Raw genomic sequence first — 13,233 nt, forward strand, 5'->3', positions numbered from 1 at the left:
TCGCGGTGGCGGAGCGGTGGGGGTGCTGTGTGGAGCGGTCGCGGTGCGGTGGCCGGGAGGCCGTCTCGTCGGCCGACCCGGGGGCAGGCTGGTTCGCCACTGAGCATCCGCGCCGCAGGCGCGGTTCACCGGACGCGAGCGACCGAAGGGAGCGAGTCGTCCGGAACTTTTTCCCCACGTTTTTTCGGCGGAGGATCCCCGCAGCGAGCCGGAGGCTCGCGAGGAGCTCTCCGCCGGAAAAAGTGGGTGCCGGTTGTTAGTCGTCCCCGGTCGTCGGTTCGGCGATCCCCTCGACGTTCGAGAGTTCGATGCCGCCGCCGATGGTGCGATTCGGGTAGGGGATGTTGATCCCTTCCTCGTCGAAGCGCTCCTTGACGGCGGTGACGTACTCGCCGCGGGTCTTGACGAAGTCCGCGCGGCTCGGGTTCGCGATCCAGATCCGCGACTGGAGGCCGACCGAGGAATCGCCGAGTTCGGTCAGTCGGACCGAGGGCGCCGGGTCGTCGAGGATGTCGGGGTGGTCGTCGGCCTCCTCGACGATGATCTCGGTGGCTTTGTCGATGTCGTCCTCGTAGCCGATGCCGAACAGGAACTTCAGGCGCAGCTCCTCCTTGGCGACGGGGTTCTTGATGACGCCGTCGGTGAGCTGGGAGTTGGGGACGGTCAGCAGCTCGTTGTCGAAGGTACGGACGCGGGAGACGCGGAGGCTGATGTCCTCGACGACGCCGGCGTAGCCGTCCCACTCGATCCAGTCGCCGATGCGGAACGGCTTGTCCGTGTAGATGAAGATGCCGGCGACGAAGTTCTTCAGCACGTCCTGCAGCGCGAAGCCGATGGCGAGGGTGGCCGCGGCGGCGACGGTCGCGATGGAGGTGAGGATGTTGCCGTAGCCGGCGAAGGCGAAGGCGACGCCGAGCGCGCCGAACGCGATGAAGAAGTTGGTGAGCTTCCGGAGCGGCTTGCGCGCGTGCTCGTCGAGGTCGCGGGCGGAGAGGAAGCGACCGACGACGGGGCTGATGACGATGCGGCCGAGCGCGTACAGCGCGACGAAGGCGACGAGGAAGGTGACCGCCGAGCCGACGGCGTTGGCGATCTGGGCCTCGAGGCCGAACGAGTCGGCGAGGAAGTTCGCGACGGCGCCGTCCGGTTCGACCGGGGTCTCCGCCTGGAGCGGGCCGAGCCCCCCTATCATCGCTCGAACACCGCTGTGTGCCCGCGGGTCCGGACCACCTCGGCGTTGACCCGGTCGGCGAGGTCGTCGGCGAGCTCCTCCGTGGTGGTCCCCCCTCGGGCTGCCCGGTGGAACTTCGCCTTGACGAACTCCCTGTCCTGTAGCTGGTCGTTGAGTTCGTCTTCGACGGGGTCTAAGCCCTTCTTGCCGACCCAGACCGTCACGTCGAGTTCGTGGATCCGCTGTGCCCGTGTGGAATCACTCATGTCTCTATCAGTAGGAGTGAAGCCGTTCAAAGGTTACGGGTGGTGACTGGCCGGAGATTCGCGGTCGAGAGCGTTCGAAAGCGGTCGCGAGCGGTCAGTCGTAGGGGTATCGGGCCTGGGCGCCGCAGTCGCAGGTGACGACGACGTGGCCGTCCTGGAGGCGGACGCGGGCGTTCGCGCCGGGGCGGAGGTAGGCGTCACAGCGGTCGCAGGTGAAACGGGTGAACTCCGTGGGGAGCGCGAGGCGGTTGCGCTCGGCGATGCGGCGGGCGCGGCGGACGTAGCGGCGGGCGCGCTCGGCGTCGCCGTCGACGGTCGCCTCCCTGGCGAACTCGCGCAGGCGGTCGATGCGCTCGCGAGCGATGGCCTCGGTGTCCACGTTCCGAGATGTCGCCGAGCGGCAGGTATAGTTTGCGTTCGGTCGGCGCCGGCCTCGGCGGGGCAGTCCGGGACACGGCGAGGACGCGCGCAGATGGCAACGCATTAAGTCCCGCTCGGCATACGGTGGGCGCATGGACCTGCCGAGGGTGGCCGCGTTCACTGACTCCTACCTGCCGACTCACAACGGCGTCACCTACACCATCCAGACCTGGCGCGACCGCTGGCATCGCCGCGGCGGTCGCATGGACGTGGTCTACCCCGGCAGCGACCACGACCCCGTCGAGGGGGAGTATCCGGTCAGCAGCCTCCCCTTTCCCTTCTACGAGGGCTTTCGCGTCGGCGTCCCCGGCGTCCCCGAAGCCGTCGACAGCGCCGAGGTCGTCCACGCCCACTCGCCCTTCAGCCTCGGCCTCGCCGGCCTGCGCCTCGCCCGGAAACACGACCTGCCGATGGTCGCCTCCTACCACACGCCGACCAGCGAGTACGCGGAGTACCTCGCCTTCACCCGACCCATCGAGCGAGCGGTCGAGCGCAGTGCCGAGGAGTACGAGCGGCGCTTTCTCGACCGGACGGACGTGGTCGTCGCGCCCAGCGAGCGGACCGCCGACCACGTCCGCGACCTGGGTACGACGACGACGGTCGAGGTGGTCTCCAACGGCGTCGACGTGGACTTCTTCCGCCCCGTCGAGACCGAGCGATTCCGCGACCGTCACGGGCTCCCGGAGGGCCCGCTCGTCGGCTACACCGGCCGACACGGCTACGAGAAGAACCTGCCGGCGATCGTCGAGGCGGTCGACGGCCTCGACGTGACCCTGGTGTTCAGCGGCGACGGGCCGGCCCGCGAGGACCTCGAGCGGGCGGCCGCCGAAGCGGACCTCGACGCCCACTTTCTGGGCTGGCTCGATCGGGAGGAACTGCCCTCGTTCTACACGGCGCTGGACGTGTTCGCGTTCCCGAGCCCGGTCGAGACCCAGGGCATCGCGGCGCTGGAGGCCAACGCTTGCGGGACGCCGGTCGCCGGCGTCGCCAGCGCCGCCCTCGCGGACACCATCGACCAGGGCGAGACCGGCTACAAGGCGCCGCCCGACGACGTGGCGGCGTTCCGCGACGTGATCGCGCGGACGCTCGCCGAGCGCGACCGGTTGAGCGAGGAGTGTCTCGCCCGGCGCGACGCCATCAGCGTCGAACACTCCGTCGACCGACTCGCCGGCGTCTACGACCAGTTGCGCTGACTCACTCCTCGCCCTCGCCGAGGTCGGACTGTTCGAACGCGGCACCGAAGGCGACGCCGATGCCCATCCCGATGGCGATGCCGAGAGCGAGGTCGTCCATCGCCGTCCCCAGCGCCACGCCCATCGCCGAGCCGAGGGCGATCCCCAGCGCCATCCCCGACCCGTCGGTCTCGTCGTCGTCGGTCTCGGTGCCGGCGCCGGGTCCGCCCGCGTCGCTCCCGCTCGTCTCGTCGACCATAGCGGCGTGACGGCCGCCCCAGGGATAACTGCCGCTGTCGGGGACGCGAGCGCCGGCCGGGAGAATCCGCGGGCCGATCAGGTCGTGTCGGCTTCGGGGTTGTTCGCGCGGCGGTAGGCGCCGACCATCTTCCAGAGCGCCTTGTCGATGTCGCCGTCCGCCGACTCCGTCTCGATCTGGCGGTACAGGTCTTCGGAAACCTCGATCTGGGGCATCACCCCATCCTACACGGTAGATACTGAAAAACCTCCTGTGAGTCGCGAACGAGTAAACGTTTCGCGGGACCGCGCCGAGGCGCGGAGGCGACTCGGCCACGGCGGGGCGGCGGGATCGAGGCCGCGGTGAGCGGGCGATTTCGGTCAGCTCTCGGGACGGGGGAAGGCGGTGACGACCTTCGAGACTACGTCGAAGGGGTCGTAGATCGACTGGTGGCACTGGCAGTAGACGGCGTTCTCGGCGCCGTCGACGGTCGCCGACTGCTTGAACCCGGAGGGGACACAGCAGAGGTGCGTACACTTGTTGAGCCAGGCGAGAAAGCCCCGGTCCGTGCTGGCGGCGAGCCACTCGTCGTCCTCGGCGAGGCGCTCGATCTCGGGGCTGCGGATGACCTGCACCGGGAGCGTCGAGTCCGTCTCGACCGAGCGCCAGGTCGCCGCCGCGGGCTTGCCGAGGCCGGCGTCGCCGACGCCGTTGCCCCACTCCTCGTAGTCGTCGAACATCTCGACGGCGAGTTTCGTCCCCGACTCCAGGTCGGCCTCCCACTCGTAGCGGCCACCCGGGTCGGCGCGGATGAAGTTGTCCGCCTCGCTGTCGGGGACGAGTTTCGGGTGAGTCTGGATGCCGCAGTACTGGAACCACTTGCTGGAGTACGTGACGCCGCCCAGATCCGTCTTCGCCGCGCCGTCGGCGACCTCCCCGCCGTCCGTGGCCGTCGGCCAGACGCCCTTGAGGTAGCCGTCCTCGACGGTCACCGGGATCTGGGACATCCCGCGGGGCGCCGGACCGTCCGTGTTCTTGATGACCTTCGCCTCCACGTTCCCGCCGCCGACGCCGGTCCGGTTGGTCGGCACCGTCGTCAGTCCCGACCCGGCGACGCCGAGCGACCCCAGCGCCGCGCTGCCGACCATCCCCTTCACGAAGCGGCGGCGACTCGACGGCGCCGGATACTTGTCCTCGTCCATGTCACCGAGTGGCGCGGCCAGAAGTATAAAATATATTAAATTTACTGTGGAATCGCGGACAGTCGCTGGACCGTTCTATGGACTGTGTAACGTCCTACGGCGCGTGAAGGCCGGAGCGTCGGGAAATCTGGACCTTCCGGCAGATATGTCCGTGAACGAACCAGATCCATTAAAAACGGGCGGCCCCCAGTTTTGTGGGTATGAACGGTGATTCCCTGGTCACCTTCGTGGCGCGTTCGGAGCTGCGCTCGGCGCTGCTGCGCGCGGTCGAGCGCGACCCCCGCACGACTGCCGCCCTCCACGCCGACCTGGACGTGAGTCAGTCTGGCGTCTACAAGACGCTGGACGAGCTCGCCGACCGCGGGCTCGTCCGCGAGTCCGACCGGTGGGAGCTGACCGCCCGCGGCCGGCTGGTCGCGGACGAACTGGCGCGCCAGGACGCGGTCGAGGATCTGCTCGACGACGAGTTCTGGGACGACCACGACGTGTCGGCCCTGCCCCGGCGGTTCAGACAGCGCCTCGCCGGCGCGGGCGAGTGGGAGCTGTACCGCAACCCCGCCCGGAACCCCCAGTACCTCGAACGCTGGGCGGTCGAGCTGTTCCGGGAGGCCGACTGGCTGCGCGTCGGCGCGCAGGTGTACTACCCCCGCTTCGCCCGGATGGTCGACGAACTCGCCGACCGGGGCGTCCTCGACGCCCAGGTCGTCGCCGACGACCGCCTCGTCGACGAGGCCATCGAGCGCTACGCCGACGGCGCGCCCGCCTGCATCGACGAGCGCGTCGCCGACCTCCCCTTTTCGTTCACCGTCACCGCCGACCTGGTCGCGCTCTCGCTGCCGACCCGCGACGGCGTCTCCGACCTCGACGCCGTCCTCGTCGGCTCCGGCGAGGGCGCCGTCGAACTCGGCCGCGACATCCACGCCCACTTCTGGGACCGGGCGGTCCCCGTCGAGGACTACCTCGCGACGGTCTGAGCCCGGGCGCCCCGCTCACTCGATCCGCTCGTGGTCGACGACGGTCAGGTCCCCGTCGACGACCAGGTCCATCCGGGCGTCGTCGACGCCGATCGATACCTCGATCCGGAGCGGGTCCTCGCTCGCGACGGCGACCTCCCGGTCGAGTCGAGTGAACACGCCCCAGACGGGGAACTCCCGGGCGTCGATGCCCGCCTCGTAGAGCATGGCGACGACGGCGGGGTGGTCGAGCAGCCCCGCGACCACGCTCCAGCCGAAGGTCCGCCCGCAAGCCCGACAGGACAGCTCGGCGTGCAGGTCCGGGCCGTCGTCGGGGCCGTCGCTGGGTTCGACGGTCGGGTCGAGCGGGCCGTCGCAGTAGACGCAGAAGCCGCGGTTCATCCGCTGGAACGCGGCGGTGGCGTGGCGGACCAGCGCGTCGCCGACCGCGTCGTCGTCGCGCTCGGCGACCACCACCGGCGGCGTCGACATGTCGAACACGCCCGTATCGCAGTCGCCGCACTCGACGCGGACGTACCCGTTCTCGTAGCGGAGTTCGAGCCCGCCGCCGCAGCCGGGACACTCACCGGCCGGTTCGGGCTCGACGGCCACCTCGTGGTCGGTGTAGACGCCGGAGACCGCCGCGCCGACGACCCGTCGACCGGCCTCGGTCAGTCGATACCCCGCCTCGACCTCCCGGACGAACTCGGGGGTGAGCTCGCCGAGGTGGTAGTTGAACTGCCCGGAGTCACGCACCCCCGCTTCCGAACGGATCTCCCCGAACGACGCCGTCCTGTCGCCCCACTCCGCCAGGTCCCACAGCGCCCGCAGGACCGAGAAGCGCGTCTCGTTGGCGACCAGCCCGAACGCCTCGCTCGGGTCGGTCGCTCGGCTCTCCTCGTCGCTCATGCGGGTGATGTCGTCGCCACAGCGGCTTGAAAATTCGTGTCTCCCGTGTCGGTGATCCCGAACTCAGGCCAGCGCGCTACCGGCCCGGATGATGTCCTTCTCGCCGAAGGCGGGCCCCACGAGCTGCAGCCCGACGGGCAGCCCGCCGTCGGTCTCGCCGGCGGGCACGGAGATGGCCGGCACGTTCGCCAGGTTCACCGGCGTCGTGTTGGCGTCGGCGAGATACATCGTCAGCGGGTCGCTCAGGCTCTCGCCCATCTCCATCGGCGGGACCGGCATCGTCGGCGAGGCGAGCACGTCCGCCCCCTCCAGCGCGTCGTTGATGTCCCGTTTGATCCAGGCGCGGGCGTCCTGGGCCTTCTTGTAGTACTTGTCGTGATACCCCGCCGAGAGGGCGTAGGTGCCCAGCAGGACCCGCGATTTGACCTCCTCTCCGAAGCCCTCCTCGCGGGCCCGGGCGAAGGTCTCGTTCCAGTTGCCGTCGTAGCCGCCCGACTGGCCGTAGCGGACGCCGTCGAAGCGGGCGAGATTGGACGAGGCCTCACTCATGGCGGTCACGTAGTAGGCCTCGACGGCGTAGCGGAGACACTCCAGGTCGACCTCGTGGTAGCTGGCGCCCTTCGATTCGAGGTCGTCGATGGCATCCCAGAACACGTCGGTGACCCGCTCGTCGGCGCCGTCGAGCAGCTCGGTTGGGATCCCGATGTCCAGGCCGTCCACGTCGCCGTCGGCGGCGGCGGCGTAGTCGTAGGCGCCCTCGCCGGCTTCCTCCGTCGCGTCGCGGGTGGTCGCGTCGCGCTCGTCGGGACCGGCGATCACTTCCAGCAGTTCGGCCGCGTCCTCGACGGTGGGCGCGATCGGTCCCACCTGCTCCAGGGAGTTGGCGTAGGCGACGATCCCGTACCGCGAGACCAGCCCGTAGGTGGGCTTGATGCCGACGACGCCGCAGAAGGCCGCGGGCGCGCGGACCGAGCCGCCGGTGTCGGTGCCCAGCGCCATGTCTGCGTCGCCGGCGGCGACGACCGCCGCCGAGCCGCCCGACGAACCGCCGGGGACGTGCCCCTCGGCGACGGGGTTCTCGGTGGGGCCGAACGCCGAGGTCTCGGTCGTCGTGCCCATCCCGAACTCGTCCATGTTGGTCTTGCCGGGGATGGTCGCGCCGGCCTCTTTCAGGCGCTCGACGACCGTCGCGTCGAAGGGGGGGACGTAGTCGTCCAGCATCGCCGACCCGCAGGTCGTGCGGACGCCCTCGGTCGAGATGTTGTCCTTGACGGCGACGGTCTTCCCGTCGAGCGGGCCGTCCGATGCGCCGTCGATTCGCTCCGTCGTGATGTAGCCGTTGTACTCCGTGCTCATGTGTAACTATCGCTGGCGGTCGGTCCTCACGAGACGTTCGGGCCCTTGAAGTAGCCGTCCTCGGACTCGGGGGCGTTGTCGAGCGCTTCCTCCTGGGAGAGCGAGTCGCGCACCTCGTCGGGGCGCATGACGTTGGCGAGGTCCTCCTCCTCGTCGACCTCGGGCACCTCGTCGAGCGTCTCGAAGTACTCCAGGATGTCGGCGAACTTGTCGGTGAAGCGGTCGACCTCCTCGTCGTCGAGGTCGATGCGCGCCAGCTCCGCGACGTGGCGCACCTCCTCGGGCTCGACCACGTTCTCCGTGTCGCTCATGGCCGACGCGAGGCGTGGCCCGGCGGTAAGGGTTTCGATGCCCGCCCTCGGCCCGCCGCGCGCTCGGAATCGGGCCGCCCGTGGCCGCCGCCGACACCACGATTTCGCTCGCTCGACGCCGCGCGCGCCAGCGACGGAATCACCGCGTTTCCCCCGATTCGACCCCACCTGGCGACGCATCTCCGCTCATCGACGGTCTGAGCCGCCATCTGACGGACGGTCGCGGACGAGATCTGAAGCGGCTCTAACGGGTTGCTACGCCCCGAAATCGCGCGTCTCTCTCCGCAGGCTCTACCGGACGTATTCTGCCGGATCGATAGATTAAGTATGGTCGAGCGTAGACGTACGATCTTGGGCCGATTTTGGGAAAGATTTAAGTCGCCTGGCCCCCAACACATAGTACGGTTAGACGGTTTTGGCGGGGTCATACCCGCAGAGTCTGCAACCAATGACCGACACCACAATCAGACGCCACACGAGCGAACGCGAAGAGGCCCGCGAGCGAGACGAGGGGGAGTCCGAGGCGCTCGTCTGTCCGGAGTGTGGGGGCAACCTCGCGTCGGACGCGGAGCACGGCGAGACGGTCTGCGAGGACTGTGGCCTCGTCGTCGAGGAGGACGAGATCGACCCCGGACCGGAGTGGCGCGCCTTCGACGCCAGCGAGAAAGACGAGAAATCGCGCGTCGGCGCGCCGACGACGAACATGATGCACGACAAGGGCCTCTCGACCAACATCGGCTGGCAGGACAAGGACGCCTACGGCAACTCCCTGTCCTCGCGCCAGCGCGAGAAGATGCAGCGGCTGCGCACCTGGAACGAGCGGTTCCGCACCCGCGACTCCAAGGAGCGTAACCTCAAGCAGGCGCTCGGTGAGATCGACCGCATGGCCTCCGCACTAGGCCTGCCAGAGAACGTCCGCGAGACCGCCTCCGTGATCTACCGCCGCGCGCTCGACGAGGACCTGCTCCCGGGTCGCTCGATCGAAGGCGTGGCCACGTCGGCGCTGTACGCCGCCGCCCGCCAGGCCGGCACGCCGCGCAGCCTCGACGAGATCGCGGCGGTCTCCCGCGTCGACAAGGACGAGATCGCACGGACCTACCGCTACGTGGTCCGCGAGCTCTCGCTGGAGATCCAGCCCGCCGACCCCGAGAGCTACGTGCCGCGGTTCGTCTCCGACCTCGATCTGCCCGACGAGGTCGAACGGCGCGCGCGCCAGCTGCTGAACACGGCCAAAGAGCAGGGCGTCCACTCCGGGAAGTCCCCGGTCGGCCTGGCCGCCGCGGCCGTCTACGCCGCCTCCCTGCTCGCCAACGAGAAGGTCACCCAGAGCGAGGTCAGCGAGGTGGCCAACATCTCCGAGGTCACCATTCGAAATCGCTACCACGAGCTCCTCGAGGCCGAAGAGGAGTTCACCGCCCCCTGAGGACGGTTTTCGCGCCGGACAGTTTTCCCAACACCGAAGCCGCGGGTGGCCCTCTGGCCGCCATGGAGACGACCCGACACTACACGGCGACCGTCTACGTCGTCGGCGACGGCGCCGTCGCGCTCCACGAACACGACGGCCTCGGCAAGTGGCTCCCCCCGGGCGGCCACGTCGACCGCGACGAACTCCCCCACGAGGCGGGGCTGCGAGAAGTCCGCGAGGAGACCGGTCTCGACGCCGAACTCGTCGCCGAGCGCGACGACATCGGCTCGGTGACCGTCGAAGCGCTCCCCAAGCCCAGACACTTCCAGCTGGCCGACGTGAACGTCCACGACGGCTTCGTCGGCCACCAGCACGTCGACCTGGTCTACTACGCCCGGGCCGATACCCGGGAGATCGACCCGGCCGACGGCGAGCAGCCCGCCGACGCCTGGCGGTGGTTCACGACCGGCGACCTCGAAGCGACGGACGCGCTCGACCCGGACGTGGCTGAGATCGGGAAACGGGCGATCGAGACGGTCTCTGAGTAGGGTCCCCGCTCGCCTGGACCGTCACTCGACGACATCGATCCGTTCCCTGGCGAGTCGCGTCTCGGACTCGGTGTGGCGGAGCGTGACCGTCACGGTCTGGCCGGGTTCGAGGTCGACGCGTCGCCGTTCGATCCGGACCGCGATCTCGTCGCTGGCCTCCAGTTCGGCGCCGCTGGCGTTCGCGACCGCGATGGCGCCGTCGATGCCGGCGCGCCCTCGCGTGAAGACGTGGTTGCCGCTGTAGTCGTCCTGCGTGAGCCGCTCGGTGGGGAGGCCGTGCAGTCTGGCCCGCTTGTCGTGGTCGGGCAGGCTCACGACGATGTCCACGTCCGACACGTCGACGGTGTCGCCGCTCTCGTGGGTGATACGGATCCACCCGCCGTCCGGTCCGGTCGCGTGGACCGGCTCGGAACTGGTCGAGAGGATCGGCCCCCCGTCGGACAGCGAGTCGCCGGACTGCATCAACAGCCCGCCGGCGACGGCGATCATCAACACCGTGAGGCCGAACCCGAGCGCGGCCATCCCCTCCTGGGAGACGGCGCGGTCGGCGGCCGCGAGTACGCGTCCTTTCATCGCCGATTCGTTGTCCCGTCGCTACTGGGTCGACCGTCTTAGCTCCTGTCGTTACTCGGCCGACAGGTCGCGCCCCCGTCTCGCCCGGCGGATCGACACAGCGAGTCGACGTACCGCCCCACGTGGTCGTCCATCCGGCGCTTGAACCCCGCTTGCCGGGCCAGCCGGTCGAGCTCCCGGGAGACGAGGCTGCCGTACTGGACGGCCTTCTTCTCGCGGAAGGCCACGGGGTCGGGAACCCACTCGCGGACCGCCAGCCGCAGCGCCCACTTGCGCTCGCCGCGGTCGGTCACGAGCAGCGCTCCCGGAAGGTCCAGCGCGGCGGCGACCACGCGGTCGTCGAGCAGCGGCGCGACGGGTTCGACGCCTGCACCCCGGAGCGCCAGCACGTCCCGCGGCAGCTGGTCGGGCAGGGTTCCGACGACCTCGCGGCGCGCGCCGCGGACCGTCTCGGCCGCGACGCGCTCGTCCCCGGGCGCGCGGGCCACCTTCGCGTAGCCGCCGAACAGCTCGTCGGCGCCCTGGCCGACCGCGAGCCGACTGTAGCCGTCGGCGGCGGCCCGCTCGGCGACGAGATACAGCGGGAGCGCGATGCTCACGTCCATCGCGTTGGTCCGCCCGGTCGCCGCCGCGACTTCGGGGACCGCCCGCTCGATGTCCTCGTGACTCACCTCGACGACCCGGAGGTCGCGGTCGAGCTTCGCGGCGGCGGTCCGGGCGGCCGCCACGTCGTGACTGTCGGGGAAGCCGGCGACGTACAGCGGCGCGTCCAGCCGCGCGGCCAGCGCCGCCGAGTCGACGCCGCCGGAGAAGGCGACCGCCAGCCCCTCGGTCGCGGTGTCGTCGACGGCTCCCCGGACCGCCGAGCGAACCGCCCGCACGGCCGCCCGGTCGTCGCTCGCCGGCTCGGGGTCCGGGAGCGACCAGACCCGCTCGTCGCCCCCCGGGCCGCGGACGTGGCCGGCTGGGACCGGGTCCGGATCGGAGAGGGCCGCGGGGTCGAAGCTCCACGCGGTCGGGTCATCGGTCTCGGTGAACACGGGCTGGCGACCGAGCGCGTCGCGGACGAACTGGCCGTCGACGCTCCCGGCGAACCCGGCGGTCCCGGGCAGCGGGTCGCCGTCGGTCAGCGCGCGGCGGACGCGCTCGGGTGACGCGCCGCGGAGGCGGTCCGATCGGGTATCGAACTCACGGCCGTCGTTCATGAGAACAGGCCGTCGATCGCGAGGCGGATGCGTCGGCGGGTGTTCCCGTACGCCTGACGCGCGCTGACGAGCCAGGGGGTCCGCCGCGTCTGGAGCGTCGTCCGGCCGTCGGCGACCGCCTCGCAGATCGACTCGGCGGTCGGCTCGTCGGCGTCGACGAGCGTCACCGCGCGGCCGACCATGTCGCTGACGTGGGCGTCGCTGCCGGCGGTGATCGGGATGTCGTAGCGCTCGGCGAACCGGCGGGCCTGCCGGTTCGAGTAGCCGGTGACCAGCCGCGAGTTGTACACCTCGACGGCGTCGGCATCCCGCAGTTCGGCCTTCTCGATGTTCGCGAGGACGCCGCTGCGCATCTCCTGGAAGGGGTGGGGGACGACGGCGATGCCCCCCTGGTCGCGGATCCGGGCGAGGGTCTCCGAGAAGGGCAGCCCGGGCTCGACCGCCTCACGGACGTTCAGCCCGAGGACGTGGCCGGCGGCGCTGGATATCTCGATGCCGGGGATACCGACGAGGCCGTACTCCGGGGCGCGCTCGACCAGCGTGTCGTTGGCCGACACTTCGTCGTGGTCGGTGACCGCGAGCGCGTCGAGGCCGACGGCGGCCGCGCGCTCCAGCAGCATGTCGACGGAGTCGCGGCCGTCGTAGGAGGCCGCCGAGTGCGCGTGGAGTTCGACCGAAAGCACGAGCGACGATTGCGTCGGTGTCGGCAAAAGCGACTCGGTCCCGGCCACGCTGGCCGACCGGAACCGGTCGACCGCCGCGGTCCGCCCGTTCAGTCGCCCGCGGATTCGACGCCCTCGACCAGCTCCAGCGGGTCGCCGAACTCGACGCCGCGCTCGTCGAGCAGTTTCAGGTAGTGCTCGAACTGCTCGGGAGAGTTGCCCCCGTCGTGGAACAGGAGGATGTCCCGCGAGTCCGATTCGAGCCGATCGGCGGCGTCGGCGACGTTCTCGGCCAGCCCCGCCTTCGTATCGACGTTGTAGTCCTCCACGTCGACGGTCCAGAACCAGTCGCGGTCGCCCGCCTGGTCGGTCCAGAAGTCGTACTCTATCAGGTCTGCGTTCGGCGGGCGGAAGCCCCGCTCGGCGAGGACGGCCTGGAACTCCGCGGCGCGGTCGCCGCCCTTGTCACCGAAGGGGAAGCGGAAGAGCTTCGCCGGCCGCTCGACGCCCGCGTCGGCGTACACCTCGTCGATTGCCGTCTCGGTCCGGTCCACCTCGTCGGCGAAGTCCTCGACCGGAATCTCGGAGGCGTGGTTGTGGTCGTGGGCGTGATTGCCGAGCGGATGGCCCGCTTCGACCGCCTGCCGGGCGTTGTCGGCGTGGTCGGCCAGTCGCCGACCCTCGCAGAAGAAGAGGGCCCGCACGCCGTAGTCGTCGAGGACGGCGAGCTTCTCCGGGAGCGTCGCCGAGGGGGCGTCGTCGACGGTGAGATAGGCTGTCGTCATCGACCTACCTTCTCCCGAGGAGCCAGGAAAAACTACCGGGCGGTCCGGCGACACGTC

At 70.2% G+C, this 13,233-nt stretch carries 17 protein-coding genes; 4 read left to right on the forward strand and 13 right to left on the reverse strand.

The genetic code is table 11. The annotated features are described in order from the left end of the window. Window positions 1-256: 256 nt before the first annotated feature. The 3 genes from HZS54_RS16045 to HZS54_RS16055 form a co-directional block, all read right to left on the reverse strand. On the reverse strand, window positions 257-1,192 hold the full coding sequence (locus HZS54_RS16045) for a mechanosensitive ion channel family protein (protein WP_179918099.1): 936 nt from the start codon (window positions 1,190-1,192) through the stop codon (window positions 257-259). Continuing rightward, on the reverse strand, window positions 1,189-1,437 hold the full coding sequence (locus HZS54_RS16050) for a YhbY family RNA-binding protein (RefSeq protein WP_179918100.1): 249 nt from the start codon (window positions 1,435-1,437) through the stop codon (window positions 1,189-1,191). The genes HZS54_RS16045 and HZS54_RS16050 overlap by 4 nt, the downstream gene beginning before the upstream one ends. Before the next feature lie 94 nt (window positions 1,438-1,531). Continuing rightward, window positions 1,532-1,816, reverse strand: a complete 285-nt coding sequence (locus HZS54_RS16055; protein ID WP_179918101.1) for a ribonuclease P protein component 4 — start codon at window positions 1,814-1,816, stop codon at window positions 1,532-1,534. A 133-nt stretch (window positions 1,817-1,949) separates the two neighbouring features. Between HZS54_RS16055 and HZS54_RS16060 the strand changes: the two genes are divergently transcribed. Then, window positions 1,950-3,050, forward strand: coding sequence for a glycosyltransferase (locus HZS54_RS16060; RefSeq protein ID WP_179918102.1), 1,101 nt, complete (start codon window positions 1,950-1,952; stop codon window positions 3,048-3,050). A 1-nt stretch (window position 3,051) separates the two neighbouring features. Here HZS54_RS16060 and HZS54_RS16065 read toward each other — a convergent pair whose 3' ends face one another. From HZS54_RS16065 to HZS54_RS16075, 3 genes are all read right to left on the reverse strand, one after another. Next, window positions 3,052-3,288 (reverse strand): glycine zipper domain-containing protein, encoded by a 237-nt coding sequence (locus HZS54_RS16065; protein ID WP_179917543.1) that lies wholly within the window; start codon window positions 3,286-3,288, stop codon window positions 3,052-3,054. Window positions 3,289-3,365: 77 nt separating this feature from the next. Then, window positions 3,366-3,503 carry a hypothetical protein gene (locus HZS54_RS16070; protein ID WP_179918103.1) on the reverse strand — a complete coding sequence of 46 codons (138 nt, stop codon included), beginning with the start codon at window positions 3,501-3,503 and terminating at the stop codon, window positions 3,366-3,368. 144 nt (window positions 3,504-3,647) lie between these two features. After that, a complete protein-coding gene (locus HZS54_RS16075) occupies window positions 3,648-4,469 on the reverse strand; it encodes a QcrA and Rieske domain-containing protein (RefSeq protein ID WP_179918104.1) in 822 nt (273 codons plus the stop codon). Window positions 4,470-4,669: 200 nt separating this feature from the next. Between HZS54_RS16075 and HZS54_RS16080 the strand changes: the two genes are divergently transcribed. Then, the gene (locus HZS54_RS16080; protein WP_179918105.1) at window positions 4,670-5,443 is read left to right on the forward strand and encodes a helix-turn-helix transcriptional regulator; all 774 of its coding nucleotides are present in this window, start codon (window positions 4,670-4,672) and stop codon (window positions 5,441-5,443) included. Between the two features lie 15 nt (window positions 5,444-5,458). On the opposite strand, the gene HZS54_RS16085 is transcribed toward HZS54_RS16080, so the two are convergent. The 3 genes from HZS54_RS16085 to gatC form a co-directional block, all read right to left on the reverse strand. Next, on the reverse strand, window positions 5,459-6,331 hold the full coding sequence (locus HZS54_RS16085) for a helix-turn-helix transcriptional regulator (RefSeq protein ID WP_179918106.1): 873 nt from the start codon (window positions 6,329-6,331) through the stop codon (window positions 5,459-5,461). 63 nt (window positions 6,332-6,394) lie between these two features. Further along, window positions 6,395-7,687, reverse strand: a complete 1,293-nt coding sequence (gatA, locus tag HZS54_RS16090; protein ID WP_179918107.1) for an Asp-tRNA(Asn)/Glu-tRNA(Gln) amidotransferase subunit GatA — start codon at window positions 7,685-7,687, stop codon at window positions 6,395-6,397. Window positions 7,688-7,713: 26 nt separating this feature from the next. Continuing rightward, the gene (gene gatC, locus HZS54_RS16095) at window positions 7,714-7,998 is read right to left on the reverse strand and encodes an Asp-tRNA(Asn)/Glu-tRNA(Gln) amidotransferase subunit GatC (protein WP_179918108.1); all 285 of its coding nucleotides are present in this window, start codon (window positions 7,996-7,998) and stop codon (window positions 7,714-7,716) included. A gap of 448 nt (window positions 7,999-8,446) precedes the next feature. Here gatC and HZS54_RS16100 point away from each other — a divergent pair, with 448 nt between their 5' ends. Continuing rightward, the gene (locus HZS54_RS16100; RefSeq protein WP_179918109.1) at window positions 8,447-9,421 is read left to right on the forward strand and encodes a transcription initiation factor IIB; all 975 of its coding nucleotides are present in this window, start codon (window positions 8,447-8,449) and stop codon (window positions 9,419-9,421) included. A gap of 62 nt (window positions 9,422-9,483) precedes the next feature. After that, window positions 9,484-9,951, forward strand: coding sequence for an NUDIX hydrolase (locus HZS54_RS16105; RefSeq protein WP_179918110.1), 468 nt, complete (start codon window positions 9,484-9,486; stop codon window positions 9,949-9,951). 21 nt (window positions 9,952-9,972) lie between these two features. On the opposite strand, the gene HZS54_RS16110 is transcribed toward HZS54_RS16105, so the two are convergent. The 4 genes from HZS54_RS16110 to HZS54_RS16125 form a co-directional block, all read right to left on the reverse strand. After that, window positions 9,973-10,524 (reverse strand): hypothetical protein, encoded by a 552-nt coding sequence (locus HZS54_RS16110; protein WP_179918111.1) that lies wholly within the window; start codon window positions 10,522-10,524, stop codon window positions 9,973-9,975. Between the two features lie 38 nt (window positions 10,525-10,562). Continuing rightward, window positions 10,563-11,729, reverse strand: coding sequence for an asparagine synthase C-terminal domain-containing protein (locus tag HZS54_RS16115; RefSeq protein WP_179918112.1), 1,167 nt, complete (start codon window positions 11,727-11,729; stop codon window positions 10,563-10,565). Then, a complete protein-coding gene (locus HZS54_RS16120) occupies window positions 11,726-12,412 on the reverse strand; it encodes a CehA/McbA family metallohydrolase (protein ID WP_179918113.1) in 687 nt (228 codons plus the stop codon). The genes HZS54_RS16115 and HZS54_RS16120 overlap by 4 nt, the downstream gene beginning before the upstream one ends. Window positions 12,413-12,501: 89 nt before the next feature. Then, window positions 12,502-13,176 (reverse strand): polysaccharide deacetylase family protein, encoded by a 675-nt coding sequence (locus HZS54_RS16125; protein WP_179918114.1) that lies wholly within the window; start codon window positions 13,174-13,176, stop codon window positions 12,502-12,504. Window positions 13,177-13,233: the final 57 nt, after the last annotated feature.

The sequence above is a fragment of the Halosimplex pelagicum genome (assembly GCF_013415905.1).
Lineage (GTDB): Archaea > Halobacteriota > Halobacteria > Halobacteriales > Haloarculaceae > Halosimplex > Halosimplex pelagicum.